This window comes from Collinsella aerofaciens ATCC 25986 (genome assembly GCF_010509075.1).
In the GTDB taxonomy this organism is placed as follows: domain Bacteria; phylum Actinomycetota; class Coriobacteriia; order Coriobacteriales; family Coriobacteriaceae; genus Collinsella; species Collinsella aerofaciens.
In genome coordinates this window covers 1011202-1033280 of sequence record NZ_CP048433.1, presented here as the reverse complement: position 1 = coordinate 1033280, position 22079 = coordinate 1011202, and the positions used below count along the sequence as shown (strand labels likewise).

The 22079-nt window shown below is 60.6% G+C and carries 18 protein-coding genes; 14 read left to right on the top strand and 4 right to left on the bottom strand.

From position 1 onward, the window contains the following. Window positions 1–206 precede the first annotated feature (206 nt). A complete protein-coding gene (locus GXM19_RS04770) occupies window positions 207–968 on the top strand; it encodes a 4Fe-4S binding protein (RefSeq protein WP_006235342.1) in 762 nt (253 codons plus the stop codon). Window positions 969–1050: 82 nt separating this feature from the next. Here the strand turns inward: GXM19_RS04770 and GXM19_RS04765 are convergent, their stop codons facing one another. Both GXM19_RS04765 and GXM19_RS11085 read right to left on the bottom strand, forming a co-directional pair. Next, a complete protein-coding gene (locus GXM19_RS04765) occupies window positions 1051–1956 on the bottom strand; it encodes an IS3 family transposase (RefSeq protein ID WP_082222915.1) in 906 nt (301 codons plus the stop codon). Next, window positions 1899–2408, bottom strand: a complete 510-nt coding sequence (locus tag GXM19_RS11085; RefSeq protein WP_006234611.1) for a helix-turn-helix domain-containing protein — start codon at window positions 2406–2408, stop codon at window positions 1899–1901. The genes GXM19_RS04765 and GXM19_RS11085 overlap by 58 nt, the downstream gene beginning before the upstream one ends. 369 nt (window positions 2409–2777) lie before the next feature. Between GXM19_RS11085 and GXM19_RS04755 the strand changes: the two genes are divergently transcribed. The 10 genes from GXM19_RS04755 (at window position 2778) to GXM19_RS04710 (ending at window position 15036) form a co-directional block, all read left to right on the top strand. Continuing rightward, window positions 2778–3290 carry a PTS sugar transporter subunit IIA gene (locus GXM19_RS04755; protein ID WP_050766136.1) on the top strand — a complete coding sequence of 171 codons (513 nt, stop codon included), beginning with the start codon at window positions 2778–2780 and terminating at the stop codon, window positions 3288–3290. Window positions 3291–3308: 18 nt separating this feature from the next. Beyond that, window positions 3309–4163, top strand: a complete 855-nt coding sequence (locus tag GXM19_RS04750) for a PRD domain-containing protein (protein ID WP_040359314.1) — start codon at window positions 3309–3311, stop codon at window positions 4161–4163. A gap of 99 nt (window positions 4164–4262) precedes the next feature. Continuing rightward, window positions 4263–5879: a PTS transporter subunit EIIC gene (locus GXM19_RS04745; protein WP_006235345.1), complete on the top strand. Its 1617-nt coding sequence runs from the start codon at window positions 4263–4265 to the stop codon at window positions 5877–5879. A 3-nt stretch (window positions 5880–5882) separates the two neighbouring features. Then, the gene (locus GXM19_RS04740; protein WP_006235346.1) at window positions 5883–7265 is read left to right on the top strand and encodes a 6-phospho-alpha-glucosidase; all 1383 of its coding nucleotides are present in this window, start codon (window positions 5883–5885) and stop codon (window positions 7263–7265) included. A 256-nt stretch (window positions 7266–7521) separates the two neighbouring features. Then, on the top strand, window positions 7522–9354 hold the full coding sequence (locus tag GXM19_RS04735) for an NAD(P)-binding protein (protein WP_040359255.1): 1833 nt from the start codon (window positions 7522–7524) through the stop codon (window positions 9352–9354). Continuing rightward, window positions 9348–11159, top strand: coding sequence for an NADH-dependent [FeFe] hydrogenase, group A6 (locus tag GXM19_RS04730; protein ID WP_006235348.1), 1812 nt, complete (start codon window positions 9348–9350; stop codon window positions 11157–11159). The genes GXM19_RS04735 and GXM19_RS04730 overlap by 7 nt, the downstream gene beginning before the upstream one ends. A gap of 2 nt (window positions 11160–11161) precedes the next feature. Then, complete coding sequence (locus GXM19_RS04725) at window positions 11162–12217, top strand: ABC transporter substrate-binding protein (RefSeq protein ID WP_006235349.1); 1056 nt, start codon at window positions 11162–11164, stop codon at window positions 12215–12217. A gap of 3 nt (window positions 12218–12220) precedes the next feature. Next, the gene (locus GXM19_RS04720) at window positions 12221–13597 is read left to right on the top strand and encodes an ATP-binding cassette domain-containing protein (RefSeq protein ID WP_147293054.1); all 1377 of its coding nucleotides are present in this window, start codon (window positions 12221–12223) and stop codon (window positions 13595–13597) included. Between the two features lie 226 nt (window positions 13598–13823). Then, window positions 13824–14027, top strand: a complete 204-nt coding sequence (locus GXM19_RS04715) for a type II toxin-antitoxin system RelB/DinJ family antitoxin (protein ID WP_006235351.1) — start codon at window positions 13824–13826, stop codon at window positions 14025–14027. Window positions 14028–14115: 88 nt separating this feature from the next. Next, on the top strand, window positions 14116–15036 hold the full coding sequence (locus GXM19_RS04710) for a CPBP family intramembrane glutamic endopeptidase (protein WP_006235352.1): 921 nt from the start codon (window positions 14116–14118) through the stop codon (window positions 15034–15036). Here the strand turns inward: GXM19_RS04710 and GXM19_RS04705 are convergent. Beyond that, a complete protein-coding gene (locus GXM19_RS04705) occupies window positions 15033–17174 on the bottom strand; it encodes a YgiQ family radical SAM protein (protein ID WP_239057659.1) in 2142 nt (713 codons plus the stop codon). The two genes, GXM19_RS04710 and GXM19_RS04705, sit on opposite strands and share 4 nt — an antisense overlap. A gap of 250 nt (window positions 17175–17424) precedes the next feature. Here GXM19_RS04705 and GXM19_RS04700 point away from each other — a divergent pair, with 250 nt between their 5' ends. Beyond that, a complete protein-coding gene (locus GXM19_RS04700) occupies window positions 17425–18144 on the top strand; it encodes a YoaK family protein (RefSeq protein ID WP_006235354.1) in 720 nt (239 codons plus the stop codon). Window positions 18145–18223: 79 nt separating this feature from the next. On the opposite strand, the gene GXM19_RS04695 is transcribed toward GXM19_RS04700, so the two are convergent. Then, the gene (locus GXM19_RS04695) at window positions 18224–18763 is read right to left on the bottom strand and encodes an LURP-one-related/scramblase family protein (protein ID WP_006235355.1); all 540 of its coding nucleotides are present in this window, start codon (window positions 18761–18763) and stop codon (window positions 18224–18226) included. A 412-nt stretch (window positions 18764–19175) separates the two neighbouring features. Here GXM19_RS04695 and fucO point away from each other — a divergent pair, with 412 nt between their 5' ends. Continuing rightward, window positions 19176–20342: a lactaldehyde reductase gene (gene fucO, locus GXM19_RS04690; RefSeq protein WP_006235357.1), complete on the top strand. Its 1167-nt coding sequence runs from the start codon at window positions 19176–19178 to the stop codon at window positions 20340–20342. Between the two features lie 604 nt (window positions 20343–20946). Continuing rightward, on the top strand, window positions 20947–21990 hold the full coding sequence (locus GXM19_RS04685) for a M42 family metallopeptidase (protein WP_006235358.1): 1044 nt from the start codon (window positions 20947–20949) through the stop codon (window positions 21988–21990). Window positions 21991–22079 lie beyond the last annotated feature (89 nt).

Here is a 22079-nt window from a genome sequence, read left to right as displayed (position 1 = left end):
AAATATATGCAATCTGTAACGGAAATTATGCAAATCGATGAGGCAGACAGCATAGTTTGGTGCAAAGGGGTCAGGTTAATCTGCACCAGGTTGGTGGAAACAAACCTGACCCCTTTGCGCTAAACCGGGGTTTCCCCGCGCGCCGTATACTCTGTCTAAGCATGCGGGCGGCTTGGTGTGTTACCAAGCGTAGGGGAGGATGTTCGATGAGCATGTTCGAAATTGTGCTTAGTCCGACGGGCGGAACGGAGAAAGTGTCTGGTCTTGTGACCGGGACGCTGGATGGGAATATCGTTACTGTCGATCTGACCGATAGCGGGTTGGATTTCCACGGGGTCTCGATGGCGAAGGGCGACGTTGCGGTTATCTCCGTCCCATCATATGCTGGCAGGGTTCCAGCTGTGGCGGTTGAGCGACTGGGAATGGTGCGTGGCAACGGAGCTCGGGCTGTTTTGGTTTGTGTTTACGGGGGCCGCGCGTTTGAGGATACGCTTATTGAGCTGGAAGACGTTGCGAAGCGTGCCGGATTTAGGGTGGTTGCAGCGGTTTCTGCCATTGCCGAGCATTCCGTTGCTCGTCAGTTTGCTGCTGGGCGACCGGATGCGCAGGATGTGGCGCAACTTTCAGAGTTTGCGCAGCGAATCCGGCAAAAGCTACTGGACGGGGCTGCGTCCGAGCCCTCTATTCCCGGCAATCGTCCTTATAAGCAAGCTGGAGGCCACAGTATGGTGCCCCATGCAACGGAGGATTGCGTCTCCTGCGGTGCTTGCGCTGCGTTGTGCCCTGTTCGAGCTATCGACAAGGACGATCCAAGGCAGGTGGATGGCGAGGCGTGCATCTCCTGCATGCGTTGCGTCTCCGTATGCTCGCAGAATGCTCGCAAACTTGACCCTAACAAACTTGCCGCCGTTACCCAGATGCTGAGCAAGGCTTGCGTCGAGCGCAGGGAATGTGAGATCTTCATCTAACGCAAGCGAGATTGGTGCAATGGGGTCAGGTTAATCTTGAACTGCGTCCCGAATCTTGGCCTTCTTTTATTAGAAGCGAACACTAGGACGCTTTCAATAGCCGTTTCCGAAACTCCACCGGGGTGAGGCCGCCGAGCGCCACCTGGCGACGCCTCGTGTTCCAATGCACGACGTAGGCGTCGAGGTCCCTCTTGAAGGACTCGAAGTCGGCCCACTCGACGCCCCTGAAGAACTCGTCCTTGAGATGCCCGAACACCTGCTCCGTCGCCCCGTTGTCTAGGCAGTTGCCCTTTCTCGACATGCTCTGCCTGGCGCCGTGCCTCCTGAGCTCGCCGGTCCACCTAGGGTGCTGGTACTGCCAGCCCATGTCGCTGTGGACGATCGGCGAGGCCCCGGCCGGCATTCTCGCGAACAGGCGCCTGAGCACCTCCTCCTGCTGGGCCATGTCCGGGCTCGTCGACACCGACCAGGAGACGATCTCCTTCGTGCAGAAGTCGTAGACCGGGGCGAAGTACGCCTTGCCCCAGGGCTGCCTGAATTCCGTGACGTCGGTCCCGAGCTTCTCCCACGGGGCGCCCGCGCGAAAGTCACGCGCTATCAGGTTGTCGAATCTCTCGCCGACCGGGCCGCGGTAGGAGTTGTAGCGATGGTAGTCGGTCTCCCGGCGGATGCCGCAGCGGATGCCGAGCTCCCGCATCATCTTGAGGACCGTCTTGTCCGCTATCCTCGCGCCCAGCTCGGCCCTCAGGCACATCGCTATCTGGCGGTGGCCGCACCCGTTCGCCGTCCTCGAGAAGATCTCGCGCACGGCCTCCCGGAGCTCTGGCCGGGTCGCTCTCGGCGGGTGCGCTACGGCATAGTGGTAGCTCGACGGCGCGAGCCGCGCGGCCGCGAGCAGGTCGCATAGGCGGTGGTGCCCTGAAAGGGAGGCTACGACCTGGGCTTTCTCCCAGTTTGAGAGCTCTTCTCCGCTTTCAGGGCTATCGATTTTTTTAGATACGCCACCTGGGCCTCGAGTTTGCGCACGCGCTCCTCGAGCTCCCGCTCGCGCGTCCGCCCCCCGGGGCCCTCCGGCCTGCCGCGGCGTCCCGGCTCGAGCGCCTCCGGCCCGCCCTCGCGGTACAGCCTGCACCAGCGGTCGAGCGATGTGGCGGCGGCGATGCCGAAGCGGGCCATCGCCTCCGACCGCGGCATCCCCTCGTCCACGACGGCCCTCGCGACGGCGAGCTTGGTCTCCATGTCGTAGGTCCTGCGGCTCTCGCCCATCCCGATCAGCCCCTTCCTCCCGGTTGCCCGGTACGCGTAGAGCCATTTTCTCACCGCCGGGGCGGGAACGTCGAGCTTCTTGGCCGCGAGTTCGAAGCCGAGGCCGGCCTCGAACAGGTCGGCGGCGCGTGTCCTCATCTCGCGACCGTATCTTGCCTTCTTCCTGCGGGGCATTTCCGATGCCTCCCTTTTCTCGAACCTTAATTTCAAAGTCCAAGAAATGGGATGCAGTTCATCTGCACCAAGTTGGTGCAAACAAACCTGACCCCAATGCACCAAACAAGGAGTGTCCCTGGGTGCCGGCAGAAATGGAACGTCCCCAAGTGTCGCCTAAATACCGTTTATCGGAGAAAAAATACCGTTCATCGGTCATAATGGTTGTTCCGGCTTTGGGCTTGTCTACAATAGCTCCCGTCAAAAGAAATGCGGAAGGTTACCGAGTCCCTCGGACGTGGGCCTAACCAAAGTCTTTGAACGGGTGTGTCTCTATGGATGCATTCGCTTGATTTTGGTTGGGCTATATTTATGAAGGGACATGCCACCATGGGTTTCTTTTCTCGCCTGATGGGCGGTTCGGATGAGCAGAAGACTGCGGCTTCCGAGTTCGAAATCCTCGCTCCCGTTTCCGGCGAGCTTGTTCATCTAGAAGATACCAATGACCCCGCTTTTAGCAGCCGTGCCGTGGGCGATGGCGTTGCCGTGGTTCCCCAAGAGGGAACGGTGTGCGCTCCTGTTTCCGGCACCGTCGCGGCGCTGTTTCCGACTGAGCACGCGCTGGGCATCATGTCCGACGACAGCTCTGCTCAGGTGATGCTGCATATCGGAATCGACACTGTTAAGCTTGAGGGCAAGGGCTTCCATGCGCTTGTTGCCCAGGGTGACCATGTCGACGCGGGCCAGCCCCTCGTCGAGGTCGATTTCGACGCGGTCCGCGCCGCCGGCTTCGATCCCACGGTCTTCGTTATCGCGTGCGAGCGTTCAGAGAACTCGACTCTTCGTGAGCATGCTTCCGGCCCTGTTGCTGTTAAAGAGCCTGTCGTCTGGCTTTCCGAGTAAATTCTTGTGGTGGGTACCGTGGTTATCAAGCGAGTTTTTAACAACAACGTCGCAATGGTCACTTCGGACGATGGCTCCGAGCTCATCGTCATCGGTCGAGGCCTCTGCTTTGGCCGTCATGCCGGCGATGCCATCGATGAGGCGTCGGTCGAAAAGACCTACGCGTTGCAGGAGGGAACTTCTCAGGACTCGCGTACGATTGACCGCTTGGCACATCTTTTGGAGTCCATCCCCACCGTCAACCTCGTGATTTCCGAGGACATCGTTCAGATGCTTCGTCGAGAGCTCAATGTCGACATCAACGACAAGATTCTCATTGCTCTCGCAGACCATATCAGCCTTGCTTTGGAGCGTGAGCGCAAGGGCATCTCCTGTGAGAATCCGTTGCTGCTCGAGATCCAGCAGTTCTATCGCAAGGAGTATGCACTTGCGGGCCGTGCACTGCAGATTATCAAGGAGTATATGGGCATCCAGATGAGCGAAGAAGAGCAGGGTTTTATTACGCTGCATATCGTCAACGCCACCATGCCGCAACGCTCCGATCGTTTGATTGTTTCGGTCCAGCTTGTTCGCGACGTGCTCGCGATTGTTTCCAAGCGCTATGCTACGACCCTCGATGACACCTCGCTGCCTTACGAACGTTTCGTTCGTCACCTGCAGTTTTTCGCACAGCGAGCGCTCGATCCTACGGCCGGGCAAATCAACGGAGACGCGCTGTTCCGAATCGATGAAACGGCGTATCCCTGCGCATTCTTGTGCGCGGACGCCATAGCCGCCCACTTGTCGTCTACCTATAACGTTGTCGTTACCGATGCCGAGAAGAGTTATCTCGCATATCACATTGTTAACCTGCTTGGAGAACCTGGTCTCTAGGCATAACGTGCCCACACATCGATTGATATAAGGCAAGGCTCACGGTCTTGTCCAGGGCACATCTGTCTTAATTTGCGGAAAAGGAAGGGGAGTACCGCTATGACCGCAAAAAAGAAGTTCAATTTCAAAGCGCCGTTGGAGGTGTTCGCGAAGTCAATCGTTCAGCCGATGATGTATCTCTCGGTTGCCGGCATCCTGCTCATCGTGGGCATCATTCTGACCAACAAGACCATTTGTGCTTTGGTCCCCGTACTGGGCTCCGGTCCGTTCCAACTTGTGGGCGCCGTTGTCTACCAGTCGCTGATGTTTATCATCAACAACCTCTCGATTCTGTTCTGCGTGGGCATCGCCGGCGCCATGGCAAAGAAGAACAAGGGCCATGCCTCGCTGATTGCCCTGATGTCGTTCTTCCTGTTCCTGCAGGCTAACAACATCGTGCTCAACGCCACCGGCTCTCTTGCCGATGCGAGCGGCATGCTCGGCCTTACCGGAACCGGCCAGGCCACCGTTATGGGCATTCAGGTGCTCGATACCGGCGTGTTTGGCGGCATCATTCTTGGTTGCATCACCGGTGCCGTGTTCAACAAGTACTCGAACAAGCAGTTCCCCATTGCCCTTTCGATGTTCTCGGGCGTTCGCTTTCCGTTCCTGATCATGATCATCATTTCCTGGATCATGGGCGCTGGGTTCTGCATCGTTTGGCCTCCGGTTCAGGGTGCCATCTCCTCCGTTGCCGGCATCATTAAGGAGTCGGGCAACATCGGTCTGTTTATCTACGGCATGCTCAACAAGCTGCTCGTTCCTACCGGTCTGCACCACCTCATCTACACCCCGTTCCAGTTCTCCGATGTGGGTGGCACCCTGACGCTGGGCGATCAGGTTATCGCCGGTGCCTATCCCATCCGTGTCGCCGAGATGGCAATGACGGGCCAGCCCTTCTCCGATAGCACCTACTTCAACAGCTACACCTTCAACAACCTGTGGCCCTACATCGGTATCGGTCTCGCCTTTATCTTCACCGCTTACAAGGGGAACAAGGATAAGACCAAGGCCGTTATCATCCCGCTGATCATCACCGCCGTGCTCTCCTGCGTCACCGAGCCCATGGACTTCCTCTTTGTCTTTGCCGCTCCCGTGCTCTTTGTCGTTCACTCGGTTCTTTCCGGCATCTTCCTGGTTCTGCTCAAGGTCCTCTCCGTGCCCGCTTCGACTGCAGGCGGCATCATCAACATCGTGGTCTCCAACCTGGTTCTCGGTGTCGACAAGACCAACTGGCCGGTTATGCTGGTGCTTGGAGTCGTCAACGCCGCTCTGTACTTCTTCCTCTTCACCTTCCTCATCAAGAAGCTCAACCTCCACACGCCTGGTCGCGAGGAGGAGTCCGAGCTCGCCGAGTCCGTTGCCGAGGGCGAGGCCGCCGCGTCTGTCGCGGTGAAGCAGGGCGCTGTTGCCGCGGCTCCCGCAGAGGGCGTCGATGCAGGTATTGCCGACCTGGTCGCAGGTCTTGGTGGCAAGGACAACATCGAGGAGCTCGAGAACTGCTTTACGCGTCTCCGCGTGAACGTTAAGAACCCGGACCTCATCAATGAGGACCTCATCAACCACGTGCCCAACAGCGGCATCAACCGCAACGGCAATAATATCCAGATCATCTTTGGCATGAAGGTCGCCGAGATGCGCGACAAGGTCGAAAACGCAATTGAGAAGGAGCAGTAAACAATGATCATTACTCTGTGTGGTGGCGGATCCACCTTTACCCCCGGCATCGTCAAGTCCATCGCCCTGCGCAAGGACGAGCTCGACGTTGACGAGATTCGTCTGTACGACATCAACGAGGAGCGCCAGCGCAAGATCGGCGTGCTCGTGGACTGGATTTTGCACGAGGACCTCGGCTTGGACATCAAGCTCACGGTGACCACCGACAAGAAGACGGCTTTTACCGACGCGAGCTTCGTGTTTGCCCAGATGCGCGTGGGCGGCTACGCCATGCGCGAGCAGGACGAGAAGATTCCGCTGCGTCACGGCTGCGTGGGTCAGGAGACTTGCGGTTGCGGCGGCCTTGCCTACGGCATGCGCACCATCTTCCCCATGGTCGAGCTGATCGATGACGTTGAGAAGTACGCCAAGAAGGACTACTGGATTCTCAACTACTCCAACCCTGCCGCCATCGTCTCCGAGGGCTGCCGTGTGCTGCGTCCCAATGCTCGCATCATCAACATCTGCGACATGCCGATCGCGATCATCGACGTGGTTTGCGCCGCGCTCGATATCGACAAGAAGGATGTCGAGTACGATTACTTTGGTCTCAACCACTTTGGTTGGTTCACCTCGATCCGCCACAAGGGCGAGGAGGTTCTGCCGCAGCTGCGCGAGTACATCAAGGAGCATGAGATTCTGCTGCCCGACTCCTACCTCAAGGGCATGGGCTCGCTCATGGCAAAGAAGCCCGAGGAGGCCACCGACGAGCACCCCGAGCAGAACCGCCACACCAAGGGCAGCTGGTACTACGTCTGGAAGGGCGAGCACGAGATCATGGAGTGCTTCCCGGAGTACCTGCCCAACACGTATCTGAACTACTACCTGCAGCAGAAGGAGTTCGTCGAGCACTCCAACCCCGAGCGTACCCGTGCTAACGAGGTTGAGGAGACGCGCGAGAAGAACCTCTTCGACGGCATCGACCATTACGAGAAGACGGGCGAGATCGACGAGAGCACGTTCTATGCGGGCAGCCACGGCGACTGGATTGCCGACCTGGCCATCGCTCTGAAGAACGACACCAAGCAGCGTTTCCTGGTCATTTGCGAGAACAAGGGCGCTATCCCCAACATGCCCTACGACGCCATGGTCGAGCTGCCTGCCTACATTGGCAAGAACGGCCCCGAGGTCATCAGCCGCGACAACATTCCGCTGTTCCAGCAGGGCCTCATGATGCAGCAGCTGAACTCCGAGAAGCTCATTGTCGAGGCTACGATCGAGGGTTCGTACGAGAAGGCGCTTAAGGCCTTTACGCTCAACAAGACTGTGCCGTCGATGAAGGTCGCCAAGGAGGTTCTCGACGACATGATCGAGGCCAACAAGGGTTACTGGCCCGAGCTTAAGTAAAAGCAACAGGGTCGCTGGCCGCATGCCTGAAGCAATGCCCCGCCCACGTGATCGCGTGGGCGGGGCATTGTCGTTTGGTAACGCGTTTTATCAAATATGGCATTTATCTGCGGTAATGTTCTATTTCACCGCCGAGGGTGACATTTCATACCGCCTGCCGAACTGCGTGGAGGCCTAACAACTTTATAGGTCAGTGTTGTGCGTGTAGCAACTTCGCCCGGCCTCGCCTCCGGGCTGCCGCATGAGAGGGGATCTTATGGCACGACTGCACGTAATGGAACGCAGCCACGCTCAGGCTGTCATGGACGACCTGCACGATGCGCTTGGGCGCCGTCTGGCGGTGAGTTCGCTCGCCCCGTGCCCCGTTGAGTTTACGGCGGCGCTCGTCAACCTGTGCTCCACCCAGAGCTGCGGCAAGTGCACGCCCTGCCGTGTGGGCCTGAGCGCGCTGAGCGATCTGCTCGCCGATGTGCTCGAGGGCCGCGCCGACGAGTCCACGCTCAATTTGATTGAGCGCACGGCCCGCACCATCTACCTTTCGAGTGACTGCGCTATCGGCTACGAGGCCGGCGCCATGGCACTCACGGCCATTCGCGGCTTCCGCGACGATTTTGAGCACCACATTCGCGAGCACTCCTGCGGCTTTGACCGCGAGGCCCGCGTCCCGTGCGTCTCGGGCTGCCCGGCGCACGTCGACATTCCCGGGTACATTTCGCTCGTCGAGGCCGGCCGCTATGCCGATGCCGTCAAGGTCATCCGCAAGAACAACCCACTGCCGCTCGTTTGCGGCCTGGTGTGCGAGCATCCCTGCGAGATGCACTGCCGTCGTGGCATGGTCGACGATCCCATGAACATCCTCGCCCTCAAGCGTTTTGCCGTTGAGCACAGCGACCTCAACGATTACAAGCCTAGAGTGGCCGACAACACCGGCAAGCGCATCGCCGTGGTTGGCGGCGGTCCGGCCGGCCTTTCCTGCGCCTACTACCTGGCCGTGATGGGCCATAAGGTGACCATCTTTGAACAGCGCCACCACCTGGGCGGCATGCTGCGCTATGGCATCCCCAGTTACCGTCTGCCGCGCGAGCGCCTGCAGGCCGAGATTGACTGGATCTTGAGCGCCGGCATCGACGTGGAACTCGACCACTCCGTCAACGGCGAGGAGCTTGCCCGCCTGCGCGACGAGTTCGATGCCGTCTACCTGGCCATTGGCGCCCACAGCGATAAGAAGCTCGGCCTTCCGGGCGAAGAGGCGCTCGGCGTGGAGTCGGCCGTCAAGATGCTGCGTGCCATCGGCGACGACGAGCTGCCCGACCTGAGCGGCCAGCGCGTGTGCGTCATCGGCGGCGGCAATGTGGCCATGGACGTGGCGCGCTCTGCCGTGCGCTGCGGTGCCGAAAAGGTGAGCATCGTCTACCGCCGTCGCATCTGCGACATGACGGCCCAGGATGCCGAGATTGCCGGCGCCCAGGCCGAGGGCTGCGAGGTTCTGGAGCTCACCGCACCGCTCGCTATTGAGACGGGCGAGGAAGGTCGCGTGAGTGGCCTGCGCGTGCAGCCGCAGATTATCGGCGAGCCCCGTCGTGGGCGTCCGGCCCCGCGTGCCGCCGCCACGCCCGAGCGCGTCATTCCCTGCGAGCGCGTGTTTGTGGCCATTGGTCAGGACATCGACTCCAAGCCGTTTGAGGACATGGGCATCGCCTGTAAGTGGGGCTGCGTGGTCACCGATTCGGATGGCGCCGTGCCTAACTTTGATGGCCTCTTTAGCGGCGGCGACTGCCAGACCGGTCCCGCCACCGTCATCCGGGCCATCAACGCCGGCCGCGTTGCTTCGGCAAATATCGACCGCTACCTGGGCTTTGACCACAAGATCAAGCTCGACGTTGAGCTGCCGACCGTGCAGTTTAAGGGCAAGCACGAGTGCGGCCGCTGCGAGCTGGGCGAGCGCGAGGCCGGCGAGCGCATCCACGATTGGAATCTGGTCGAGCAGGGCCTTACCGAGGAGGAGGCACGCCAGGAGGCAAGCCGCTGCCTGCGTTGCGACCACTTTGGCTTTGGCGCGTTCCGCGGAGGGAGGAACCTGGAATGGTAGAGCCCAACAACCCCACTGTCAGCGACAACACCGAAAGCGGAGCACTCAATATGGTCAAGCTCACTATCGATAATTGCGAGGTCATGGTACCCGAGCACACCACGATCCTGGACGCGGCCAAGTCCGCCGGCATCCAGATTCCCACCCTGTGCTACCTGCGCGATCTAAACGAGATCGGCGGTTGCCGCGTGTGCGTGGTCGAGGTTGAGGGCTGCGACCAGCTGGTTGCCGCCTGCAACAACTACGTGCTCGACGGCATGGTGGTCCACACTAACAGCCCCAAGGCCCGCGAGGCGCGTCGCACCAACGTGCAGCTGCTGCTGTCCCAGCACGACTCGCGCTGTACGAGCTGCGTGCGCAGTGGTAACTGCAACCTGCAGACCATCGCCAACGACCTGGGCATCTTCTATCTGCCGTACGAGCAGCACCTGGCGCGCGAGGGCTGGGATTTCGATTTCCCCATCATCCGCGATAACGACAAGTGCATCAAATGCATGCGCTGCATCAAGGTGTGCGAGAGCGTGCAGGGCTTAGGGATTTGGGATCTGACCAACCGCGCCACGCATACCGCCGTGGGCACCCGCGGGCGTGCGCCGATCGGCAAGACCGATTGCGTCGCGTGCGGCCAGTGCATCACGCATTGCCCGACGGGCGCCCTGCGCGAGCGTGACGATACCGAGACCGTGTTCGATGCCATCGCCGATCCCGACAAGATCGTGCTGGTGCAGATTGCGCCGGCCGTGCGCAGCGCCTGGGGCGAGGAGCTCGGCATATCTCGCGAGGAGGCTACCGTTGAGCGCTTGGCTTGCGCGCTGCGCCGCGTGGGCTTTGAGTACGTGTTCGACACCGACTTCTCGGCCGATCTCACCATTATGGAGGAGGGCTCCGAGCTGCTCGAGCGCCTGGGTAAGGCCGCCAAGGGCGAGGGTGACAGCCGCGGCTGGCCCATGTTCACGAGCTGCTGCCCGGGCTGGGTACGCTTTGTGAAGGCACGTTACCCCGAGTTTGTCGACAGGCTCTCCACGTCAAAGTCGCCGCAGCAGATGTTCGGCGCTATCGCCAAGACCTACTACGCCAAGGTGCTGGGCGTGGAGCCCGAGCGTCTGTTCGTGGTGTCCGTTATGCCATGCACGGCCAAGAAGGCCGAGTGTGCGCTGCCGAGCATGATGGGCGAGGACGGCGCGCCCGACGTGGACGTTGCGCTGACGGTGCGCGAGATGGTGCGCATGATCCGCGCGAGCCACGTGAGCGTTGACACGCTGGTCGAGGAGCCGCTCGATACGCCGTTGGGCTTTGGCACGGGCGCGGGTGTGATCTTTGGCGCCACGGGCGGCGTGATGGAGGCCGCCGTGCGCTCGGCATATTACCTGGTGACGGGCAAGAACCCGGATGCCGACTTCTTCACTGACGTGCGCGGACTCGAGGGCTGGAAGGAGGCCGTGGCCGATATCGACGGTACCAAGGTGCGCGTCGCCGTGGCGCACGGGCTGGGCAACGCCGCCCGTCTGCTCGACGCGATTCGCGACGGCCGTGTGAGATATGACTTTGTTGAGGTCATGGCGTGCCCGGGCGGCTGCGTCGGTGGCGGCGGTCAGCCCATCCACGACGGCTGCGAGCTGGCGGCTGAGCGTGGCCAGGTGCTGTGGAGCCTGGATGCGAAGGCGGACATTCGTTTCTCGCACGAGAATCCCGATGTTCAGGCGTGCTACCGCGAGTTTTTGGGCGCGCCGCTCTCGCCGCTGGCCGAGGAGTTGCTGCATACCGACCATCATGCCTGGTCGATGCCTAACGAGGGGACGTGCTAGCGATGCGCGCGTTTGATTTTGAGCTGTCGCGCCGGGGGTTTGCCTCGGCGCTTGCCGCGGGTGCGCTGTCGCTTGCACTCGCGGGCTGTGGCGGCGGGGCTGCCGGTGCCGGGTCCGCCGCGGGCTCGGCTGCCACGGACGGCGCCGGTGCTGCTGCAGAGCCGGTCGAGGTGCGCGTCGCCTCGCTCAAGGGGCCGACCTCGATTGGTCTGGTGCAGTTTATGGACCGGGCAGCCGATGGCGAGACGGACAATGAGTTCGACTTTGCGATCAATACTGCCGCCGATGAGATTGTGCTCAAGGTCATTCAGGACGATATCGATATCGCCCTGGTGCCCGCCAACGTGGCGAGCGTACTCTACAACAAGACTGAGGGTGCGGTGCAGGTCATCGACATCAACACGCTGGGCGTGCTGAACGTGGTGACGGGTAACGCGGACGTTACTTCGTTTGGCGATCTGGCGGGCCATACTGTCTATATGACGGGCAAGGGCACCACGCCGGAGTACGTCATGAACTACCTGTTGGAGCGCGCGGGCCTGACCGGCCAGGTGGCGCTTGAGTTTAAGAGCGAGCCCACCGAGGTGCTGTCGGCCCTGCTTGCCGATCCGTCTGCCGTGGGCGTGCTGCCGGAGCCGTTCAAGACCGCTGCCATCGCAAAGAGCGAAGGCAAGCTGTCGGCGCCGGTGAGTCTGACCGATGTGTGGGATGAGCTGGCGGGCGACACGGGCTCCCGTTTGCTGACGGGCGTGACCGTGGTGCGTCGGGCCTTTGCCGAGGAGCATCCCGAGGCCGTGGCGGAATTCCTGAGCTGCCATGCTGCGAGCGTTGAGGACGTGAACGCGGCGCCGGCGGACTGGGCTCAGGCCGTGGTCGATGCGGGTATCGTGGATAACGCCGCGATTGCCGAAAAAGCGATTCTCGGGTGCATGCTCGTGTGCCAGACGGGGAGGGATATGAAGGCGGCGCTCGGTGGGTACCTGCAGGTGCTGGCCGATGCGGACGCGAGCGCCGTGGGCGGCAAGCTCCCGGCCGATGATTTCTACTACATGGAGTAGCCCGTGCGTGCGTTTGCTCGACAAATGGCAGAGCGTATGAAGGCGGTGGCGGCAGCAGGTGCCGTTGCCGCCTTTTGGCTTGCCGTGTGGGTGCTGGTGGCGGGTCTCGTGGCGCAGCCGTTGATTTTGCCGGGGCCGGGCGCTGTCGTGGTGGCGTTGCTACGACTGGTATGCGATGCCGGCACATGGGCGATTCTGGCAGGCTCGGGTGCGCGTATCTTGGCCGGGCTGGCGCTTGCCGCGGTGTGCGGCGTCGTGATGGCGGGAGCCTCGGTGCGGTCGCTGACGTTTGCCCGCTTGGTGGCGCCTGCGCTTTCGTTTGTTAAGGCGACACCGGTTGCCTGCGTGGTGGTCCTGCTGCTCATTTGGTTGGGGTCGGCGCGCGTGAGCATCGCCGCGGTCTTTTTGATGGCGCTGCCGGGCGTGTATTTTTCGCTGGTCGAGGGTTTGACGCAGGTTGATCAGTCGCTGGAGCAGATGTTTCATCTGCATAGCGTACGGGGTTGGCGTCTGTTTTGCGCCCATACCTGGCGCGAGGTCCTGCCGTTTGTGCTTTCGTGCGCGCGTGCCGTGATCGGCATGAGCTGGAAGGCCGGCGTGGCGGCGGAGCTCATCGGCATGGCGACGGGCACCGTGGGCGAGCGCATCTATCAGGCGAAGCTGCTCATCGAGACGGCTGACCTGCTGGCGTGGACCGTGCTGGTCGTGGCGGCATCGTGGGTATGCGAGCGCGTGCTGGTGTGGTTGCTGCGGGCTTCGGGGCCCGTGGCGTGGCGAACTGCCGTGCGGGCGCATGGGCATGGACTGCGCGGGCGTACAGGGGCTGCGAGCGATGGTGCTGCAGCGGAGCTTGCGCTTGCCGTGGGCGATCGCGCGCCTTGGGCGCCGGCGCTCGACGGGCTGGTGCTTCATGTGCCCGCCGGTGGACGCACCTGTGTGATGGGCGCTTCGGGCGTGGGCAAGTCGACGTTGCTTGCGCTGGCGGCGGGGGAGTGCGCACCGTGCTCCATGGTGTTTCAGGATGTGCGCCTGGTCGAGGACGCTTCTGCCTTGGATAATGTGCTGGTGTGCGCCGACGCGCGCGTGGATGCCTCGAGTGCCGCAGCCCTGTTGCGCCTGCTGGTACCGGGGATCGATGTGCATGCACGCGTGGCTGAGCTCTCGGGTGGGCAGCGTCGTCGCGTCGAGATTGCCCGAGCCCTGCTGTGCCCGGGCGGCGCAGTGATTCTGGACGAGCCCTTTACCGGTCTAGACATCGCTGCGCGCGACGCATGCGCCGAGGTCGTGCTCGACTTGCTCGACGGCCGCATGCTGTTGCTTGCCACGCACGATGCCGCTGACGCTCGGGCCCTCGATATCTCGGATATCATCACGCTCTAAAAGCCATTTCAGGCGCTAACTCAACAATAAAATGATTCGTTTTCTTCTGCCTCCATGGGGTCGGGTATGGTATTCTATCTACGGGGTAATACTTAGGATTACCAAGTAATACCAACGCCGTAGAACAAACTCCAGATGCGGGCCAATCGGGTTGCCTTCACAGCCCGTCGCCCAGCCGCGTGGCCCGCATCCATCCGCACCACCGTCGTTTCAAGAAGGAAGCGCCATGGCAGAACACATGACCCCGGTTGTCGCGAAGGTTTTGCCCGAGGAAAAGGCGGCCTTCGCGGCGGCAACCCAGCTCGTGGGCACCACACCGTCCAACGCCATCCGCATGTTCATCGCCGCTTTCAATCGCTGCGGCACCTTCCCGTTCGACATCTCGCCGAGCGGGGCTTTTGGCGCTGCGCCCGATTCTCATCAACAATGACTGTCCCAAACTGCCGGCACTTGGGGACGTTCCTTTTCAGCCGGCAGTTAAGGAACGTCCCTAAGTGCCGGGTTTTGAGGAGGTTGGCATGCTCAATGCGATGGCGTGGGCGCTTGCCTGTTTTGGCGTTGTCGCTGCCGATATAGCCCTGAGCGTGGTTCTGTTTTCAGTTCTCGATGCCGTGTCGGTGCTGACGGGTTTCCCGATCGACAACCTCGATATTCAATGGTTCCAGGCTGCCGCTCAGACGGCGTCATTTTTGATGGCGCTGCTGTGGTGGCGTTATCTGTGGCCCCGCTCCTTCATGGCACGCCGGCAAGGCGAGCGCCCGCTCGGTGGGGGAGCAAGCGCGGCATGGAAGCGCATTGCCTGCGTTGTCGTGATCGGCCTATCCATGCAGGTGGTCATTAGCTACCTATGCGACGGCGTGCTGTCGCTGCTGCCCGAGGTCGCGGCAGACTATAGCGAGCTCGTCGAGGAAACGGGCATGGGCGATACCAGCCTTCTTGCCGTCCTGACCACGGTGCTCGGCGCTCCGTTTTGCGAGGAACTGCTGGTGCGCGGCATCATCTTTGAGTTTTCGCTGCGTGCGTTTAATCCACAGTGCCGTTCGCTCTGGAAGCGCCGGCGCCGCGCGAACGCGCAAGACGGCGCCATGGTGCCCTGGGCGGCCCCAAGCACGTGGGGTATCGCCGCGGCAATCGTGCTGCAGGCGGCCATCTTTGGCTTTATGCATATGAACTGGGTGCAGGGCTGCTATGCGGGCGCTGCCGGCCTCATTTTTGGTTGGGTGTTCGTGACCACCGAAAAGCTCCGCTACACGATCCTGCTGCACTTTGCCTTTAATGCCGGGTCGTATCTCATAGGGCTGCTGTGGTTTGTGAACACGCCGTTCGACGTGGCAATTACGGTCGCGATCGCCGGCGTGATCCTGGTGGAGGCAATGCGCTCGCTGCGCCAAGCGTGCCAGCAGAGCGCTGTGAGCACATCTACCGCATTCCCGCACTAGTTGCGGCGTCCGCCTCCGTTGGCACCCTGACGCCCCTGAGCTGCACGGTTGCGCCCGGCAGTGTTCTGCGCGCGCGACATGCCGCTGTGCCCCTTGCTGCCCTTAGGCCCCTTGCCAGCGGCGCCACCGTGGGCCTTGCCGCCCTTCTTGGCTGCGCCATGCCCACCGCCAGCAGACGTCTCGCCCGGGCGCGGCGGCACGGGACGGATCAGGCAATGCTTGGTGTAGCCGATCAGGTCGCGACGGCCAGCCTTTTCCAGCGCCTCGCGTACCAGCTTGTAGTTCTCGGGCTTGCGATACTGGATGAGCGCGCGCTGCATGGCCTTCTCGTGCGGGTCGCGCGCCACATAGATCGGTTTCATGGTGCGCGGGTCCACGCCGGTGTAGTACATGCACGTCGACATGGTGGACGGTGTGGGGTAGAAGTCCTGCACCTGCTCGGGCATGTAACCCATGTCGCGCACGGCTTCGGCAAGGTCCACGGCTTCCTTCATCGTTGAGCCGGGGTGGCTCGAGATCAGATACGGCACCACGTACTGCTTGAGTCCGTATTCGCGATTCAAGCGTTCAAATTTACGGCAGAATGCGTCGTAGACAGCTCGGCTCGGCTTGCCCATCACGGACAGTACCGCGTCGCTCACGTGCTCGGGCGCTACGCGCAGCTGGCCCGAGACATGGTGTTCCAGCAGCTCGCGCAAAAACTCGTCCGAGGCATCGGCCATGGTGTAGTCAAAGCGGATGCCGCTGCGGACGAAGACCTTCTTGACGCCCGGCAGCTGGCGCAGGTCGCGCAGCAGCTGCGTGTAGCCGGTCTCGTCGACCACCATGTTCTTGCACACGCTCGGCCACAGGCAGCGCTTGTTCTTGCACACGCCGTGCTTGAGCTGCTTGTCGCAGGCGGGGCGGCTAAAGTTGGCCGTCGGTCCGCCCACGTCGTTGATATAGCCCTTAAACTCGGGATCGCGCGTGAGCAGCTCGGCCTCGCGCATGATCGAGTCGTGGCTGCGCATCTGCAACACGCGGCCCTGGTGGAAGGTGAGGGCGCAAAACGAGCACTCACCAAAACAGCCGCGGTTGGAGCTTATGGAAAACTTGATCTCAGCAAAGGCCGGCACGCCGCCCGCCGCGTCGTAATCGGGATGCCAGTCGCGTGCGTAGGGGAGTTCGGCCACCTCGTCCATCTCATCGGTAGTGAGCGTCGCCGACGGCGGGTTTTGCACCACATAGACGCTGTTGGGGTAGGGCTCTACCAGGCGATGCCCGGTGATGGGGTCCATATTCTGTTGCTGCACGTTAAAGCTGCGCGCGTAGTTGAGCTTGTCGGCGGTAAGGTCGTCCCAGCTGGGCAGCAGATCGTAGTCGTAGACCTCGTCGAGCGAGCCTGTGCGGTAGACGGTGCCGTTGATATAGGTGATCTGATCGACGGGCAGTCCCGCGTCGAGCGCGTCGGCGATCTCGACGATCGCGTGCTCGCCCATGCCGTAGATGAGGATGTCGGCGCCCGAGTCGAGCAGTACCGAGCGCTTGAGCTTGTCCTGCCAGTAGTCGTAGTGGGCCAGGCGGCGCAGGCTCGCCTCGATGCCGCCGATGATGATGGGGGCGTCCTTGAACGTCTGGCGGATGAGGTTGCCGTAGACCGTGACAGCTCGGTTGGGACGGTGCCCCTCCTCGCCACCGGGAGTGTAGGCGTCGGTGTGGCGGCGGTGCTTGGTCACCGAATAGTGGTTGATCATGGAGTCCATGTTGCCGGCACTGACGAGAAAGCCCAGGCGCGGCTCGCCGAGCACGGTGATGCTGGCGGGGTCGGTCCAATCGGGCTGGCAGATGATGCCCACCTTGTAGCCGTGTGCGTCGAGTACGCGGCTGACGATGGCCATACCAAAGCTGGGATGGTCCACGTAGGCGTCGCCGCAGATGTAGACAAAGTCGCACTGGTCCCAGCCGCGCGCATCCATGTCGGCGCGGCTGACGGGGAGGAACTTATCGCGGCCCGGTCGCCAGGGGCGGGCGGGCGTCGCTTGGGAATGCTTGGTGCGGGCGACCGTGGCCTGCGCCTTACCGCCACGCTTTTGCTGCTGGCCCTGTTTGCCCTGTTGACTGCGCTGGTTGTTCTGAGCGTGCTGAGGCTTTTTTGCCACGATCCCTCCCGGTGTCTGTATGCTGCACGTAATTGTAACCAGTCTTTTTGGGACGGCGCTAAAAAGACTGGTGGAGTACACGAGGCGTCGGGTGTCGGCGCCGCGCCCGCTGTTTGTTTCCAGACTGTGTATCTGCGCGTTGGAGAACCCGTCTCGCGCGCACGCCATGTTGTCAATGGGTTACAGTATGAACGGCGGCTATGTTTCCGCCAACGCACGAGAGAGTCGTCAACAAGGAGGATGCACGACGATGCAGCGTGCCAAACAGATATCGGAGTCCATCGAGCTGGGCATTATCTTGGCGCTCGCCGGTGGCTTTATGGACGTCTATTCGTACATTGGGCGCGATCATGTTTTCGCCAACGCGCAGACAGGCAACATCCTGCTCGTGGGCGTGAGCATCTCGGAGGGCAACTGGGCACTTGCGGGGCGCTACTTCTTCCCTGTGGTGTCGTTTGCCGTGGGTATTATGCTTGCCGACCTGGTACACGAACGGTTTGGCAGCGTGATTCACTGGCGCCAAGTGACGGTGTTCTTTGAAGCCGTCATCTTGCTGGGCGTGAGCTTTATCCCCGGTGGCGGTTACAACCTGCTCGCCAACTGCCTCACCTCGTTTGCCTGCGGCATGCAGGTCGAGAGCTTCCGCAAGATCCACGGTCACGGCATCGCTACGACCATGTGCATCGGCAACTTGCGCAACGCGCTGCAAAACGTGGACGATTACATCATCACCCACAGGCGCGGCTTTTTGGAAAACGGCCTGCTGTACTTTGGCGTGATCTTTACCTTTGTGTTTGGCGCCGTGCTGGGCAACTGGTGTATTGAGCGCATGGGGCTGCACGCCATCGTCGTGGCGAGTTTGCTGCTGTTTGTCGCGTTTGCCATCATGTTCATCGACCGCGAGCGCGATTTGCACAGGAAATGGGCCCGCATCATAGCTGACTGGCAGACCGCGAGTCTTAAGCGCTAAGGTGCATGTTCGTTACAACATTCAGGAGCCAGAAAAACTATCTAGCTCCTGAATGTTGTTACAAACTGCTTTTTGCGATTTATTCGAGATGCTCTTCAATCCGAGCCCTAAGAAGGGCAATGGCTGTAGGTATTCCAATTGCGGCGGCTAATTCGGCTTTATCCAAAACCTGTATGCTAAAGCACGATTGTTTATCACATTGAAGGACGATAACTGAAGATAGTTTCACTTCTCGTTGGCTGAATATATCGTAATCTCCAAATAGGAAGTTACCTTTTATTGTGTAATTCGGTATGTTCGTTACGCACTTCATCTCAAGTCTGTTTAGGCCATAATCAAACACCGCAACTTCCTCGTGTTCGATGATGAGCGCAACCCTGGGCATGTTGCTAAAACCGCCGTCGACGACAGTGAAGAGTTTTTCGTTTGCATCGTCATAAACGGTATATTTAAGACTCAATAGCTGTCCTAGTGGACCCGTGAACCCATGTTTTTTGATGTTGAGGTTGTCTCCCGCTGGGTTGATGAGAGCCAGAGTATGCGGATAAGGGTTACCTTCAATTGAGATTTGATATTCGTTTGTAGCCGTCTTGCTCGATTTAGGACCACTAGCCACCATGTGTCATCGCCTCGATCGAATTGGAACCGTCTTCTGCTTCGTGCGGAGAATTACGCTGTACGTTGCAGTAGATGCAGCTGCAATAACCGCATGGGCAATTTCTAACAAAATGAATGACGTTATTTGCTGCATGCATGTTATTCAATACAAAGTATCTTTTTATAAACGTATTGTCAAACATATATTGCTAAAACAGAAACAATTTATAGACTGAGTCGGTCGTATTCTTTGGGCGATTGCTCCTATAATCTAGCCTTCGCTGCTGTCGGGAGGGAAGGACTAGGGCTCCGTTATTCTGTTGAAACGCTTTAACACTTTTGACGTTCTCACGCTTTTTTGTTTCAAAAGCGTTAGGATGGAACTTATAGCGCGGGGCGTAAATAGGTGTCCCGCACACGATGGGAGGCTATCAATGGCTAATCGTTTCGTTCTCAACACCATCTCTTATCATGGTTCCGGCGCCATCAAGGAGATCCCCGGCGAGCTCCAGCGTCGCGGCTACAAGAAGATCTTCGTCTGCTCCGACCCCGATCTCGTCAAGTTTGGCGTTACCGCTAAGGTGACCGACGAGCTCGACGCTGCCGGCATTGCTTGGAGCCTCTACTCCGAGATCAAGCCCAATCCCACTATCCAGAACGTCAAGGACGGCGTCGAGGCCTTTAAGGCCGCCGAGGCTGATGCTATCGTGACCATCGGTGGCGGCTCCTCCATGGATACCGCTAAGGCCATCGGCATCATCATCAACAACCCCGAGTTCGCCGATGTCCGCAGCCTCGAGGGCGTTGCTCCCACTAAGAACCACGCCGTGTTCACCATCGCTGTGCCGACGACTGCCGGTACCGCCGCCGAGGTGACCATCAACTACGTCATCACCGACCCCGAGAAGGTCCGCAAGTTCGTGTGCGTCGACACCAACGACGCCCCCGAGGTCGCCGTCGTCGACCCCGATATGATGGCCTCCATGCCCGCCGGCCTGACCGCCTCTACCGGCATGGACGCTCTGACCCACGCCATCGAGGGCTACACCACCAAGGGCGCTTGGGAGCTCTCCGACATGTTCCACTTTGAGGCTATTAAGCTGATCAGCGAGAACCTGCGCGACTCCGTCGCCGAGGCCAAGTCCGGCAAGCCCGGCTCCGGTCGTGAGGGTATGGCTCTTGGCCAGTATGTCGCCGGCATGGGCTTCTCCAATGTCGGCCTGGGCATCGACCACGCCATGGCTCACACCCTGTCCGCTCACTACGACACCCCGCACGGCGTCGCCTGCGCCATGCTGCTGCCGATCGCCATGGAGTTCAACAAGCCGGTTTGCACCGAGCGCCTGGCCAAGGTCGCCGTCGCCATGGGCGTTGACACCACGGGCATGAGCACCGACGAGGCTGCCGACGCCGCTATCGCCGCCGTCAAGCAGCTTTCCGCCGACGTGGACATCCCGCACGTCTGCGAGGCCATGAAGGCTGACGAGATCGAGGTCCTGGCCAAGGACGCCATGGCCGATGCCTGCTTCCCGGGCAACCCGCGCGAGGCGACGCTCGACGATGTCATCGAGCTCTTCAAGAAGATCTGCCCGGCTGCCTAGCCCAGTTTGGTGGTCCTTCGCCCGTAGGCATATAGTCTTTTGACTTGCCGCTGGCCCCGCCGCGCTACGCGCGGCGGGGCTTTTTGTGCCGCGTCGATGCCCCGAGATGGGTAAAGCCAAGGCATACCGCCCGCTGCGGATAGGTGGTGCACTTCCCAGCGTGCATTTTTGGGAGTATTCAGCAGACTCTGAAAAATGCATAGCGTTGTGAATGGGCCGTAGTGGTCCGCAGGCGCCCATCGACAGCCATTGCGGACGGACTATCGATGACCGGAGGGGTTGTCGCTGCAGTTTCTGCTTTGCGACGACCTGCAACCTTGCTGTAGCCGCGTCGTTTTGTCGTTTGTGATGGGGCCGTTGGGGGCCGCGGTGCAGAATACTCCGTTTTTTGCACGGTCCAAGGTAGGGTACCCTGAGACGAAGCAAAAGGATGCCCTATATTTATGCAGAAATCGAAAAGCTTTATGCACAATTCGGATTATAAACCGTGCGCGTGCGCAAAATCGGCGCGAGGACGTCTGGAGGTGGCTCGGCTTCTAGGGCATCGCACGTGTAGAACGGTTAAAATCGGGATTCGGTCTTAGTTTTATTTGGAAGGATGCATATGGGTTCCAATATCGATGCTTCTCTAGAGGAGACGCTCTCCTATATCGCGGGACAGCTTAAGACGCTGACTTCTATTGCTTCGCCTACGGGCTATACCCGTGCGGCGACTGATTATCTAATGGAAACGTTGCGCGATATGGGCTTTGGCCCCGAGCGTTCCAATAAGGGCAACGTGCTGGTCGAGCTTGGCGGCGAGGGTGAGCCGCTTGTGTTGGCGAGTCATGTCGACACCCTGGGCGCCATGGTGCGCTCCATCAAGGACAATGGCCGCCTGCGTCCCACGACGCTCGGCGGGCATCAGTGGTCTACGGCCGATGGCGAGAACTGCACCGTCTACACGCGTGACGGCAATGTGTACACGGGTGTGGTCCTCAATACCGAGCCTTCGGCGCATGTGGCCGATGAGCCGGTCAAGGCCATCGAGAAGAACATGGAGATCTTGCTCGACGAGAACGTCGATAGCAAGGACGATGTGCTTGAGCTGGGCATTCAGACCGGCGACATCATCGCTATGGATCCGCGTACCACGGTGACGGAGAGCGGCTACATCAAGAGCCGCTTCCTGGATGACAAACTGTCGGCGTCGATTCTGCTGGGTCTGGCCCGCGCCGTTGCTGACGGCGAGGTGTCGCTTTCGCGCAAGGTGTCGCTGCTCTTTACCGTGTACGAGGAGGTCGGCCACGGCGGCGCCTTCGTGCCGGCCGACACGCGCGAGATGATCAGCGTTGACATGGGCTGCGTGGGCGACGACCTGGGCTGCACCGAGCGCATGGTGTCGATTTGCGCCAAGGATTCGGGTGGCCCCTACAACTACGATCTGGTGACCACGCTGTCCAATATCGCGCGCGAGCTCGAGCTCGACTACGCCATCGACGTGTACCCGCACTACGGTTCCGACGTCGAGGCCACGCTCTCTGCCGGCTACGATATCCGTCACGGCCTGATTGGCCCCGGCGTGTACGCGAGCCACAACTACGAGCGCAGCCACATCGACGGCGTGCGCAATACCTACGAGCTGGTTCGCGCCTACGTGCAGCGCTAACGATGCAGCGGCCTCGGCTGGCACAGCAGTACCGACCGAGGCCGCCCTCTGTAAGTTGCGGTGAAATAGGGACTGTTTAAGCGTTTTAA

Excerpts from the sequence above, each read along its gene's own strand:
- GXM19_RS04770 (WP_006235342.1), top strand. The coding sequence starts at position 207 with ATGAGCATGTTCGAAATTGTGCTTAGTCCGACGGGCGGAACGGAGAAA.
- GXM19_RS11085 (WP_006234611.1), bottom strand. The coding sequence starts at position 2,408 with ATGCCCCGCAGGAAGAAGGCAAGATACGGTCGCGAGATGAGGACACGC.
- GXM19_RS04755 (WP_050766136.1), top strand. The coding sequence starts at position 2,778 with ATGGGTTTCTTTTCTCGCCTGATGGGCGGTTCGGATGAGCAGAAGACT.
- GXM19_RS04745 (WP_006235345.1), top strand. The coding sequence starts at position 4,263 with ATGACCGCAAAAAAGAAGTTCAATTTCAAAGCGCCGTTGGAGGTGTTC.
- GXM19_RS04740 (WP_006235346.1), top strand. The coding sequence starts at position 5,883 with ATGATCATTACTCTGTGTGGTGGCGGATCCACCTTTACCCCCGGCATC.
- GXM19_RS04735 (WP_040359255.1), top strand. The coding sequence starts at position 7,522 with ATGGCACGACTGCACGTAATGGAACGCAGCCACGCTCAGGCTGTCATG.
- GXM19_RS04730 (WP_006235348.1), top strand. The coding sequence starts at position 9,348 with ATGGTAGAGCCCAACAACCCCACTGTCAGCGACAACACCGAAAGCGGA.
- GXM19_RS04725 (WP_006235349.1), top strand. The coding sequence starts at position 11,162 with ATGCGCGCGTTTGATTTTGAGCTGTCGCGCCGGGGGTTTGCCTCGGCG.
- GXM19_RS04715 (WP_006235351.1), top strand. The coding sequence starts at position 13,824 with ATGGCAGAACACATGACCCCGGTTGTCGCGAAGGTTTTGCCCGAGGAA.
- GXM19_RS04710 (WP_006235352.1), top strand. The coding sequence starts at position 14,116 with ATGCTCAATGCGATGGCGTGGGCGCTTGCCTGTTTTGGCGTTGTCGCT.
- GXM19_RS04700 (WP_006235354.1), top strand. The coding sequence starts at position 17,425 with ATGCAGCGTGCCAAACAGATATCGGAGTCCATCGAGCTGGGCATTATC.
- GXM19_RS04695 (WP_006235355.1), bottom strand. The coding sequence starts at position 18,763 with ATGGTGGCTAGTGGTCCTAAATCGAGCAAGACGGCTACAAACGAATAT.
- fucO (WP_006235357.1), top strand. The coding sequence starts at position 19,176 with ATGGCTAATCGTTTCGTTCTCAACACCATCTCTTATCATGGTTCCGGC.
- GXM19_RS04685 (WP_006235358.1), top strand. The coding sequence starts at position 20,947 with ATGGGTTCCAATATCGATGCTTCTCTAGAGGAGACGCTCTCCTATATC.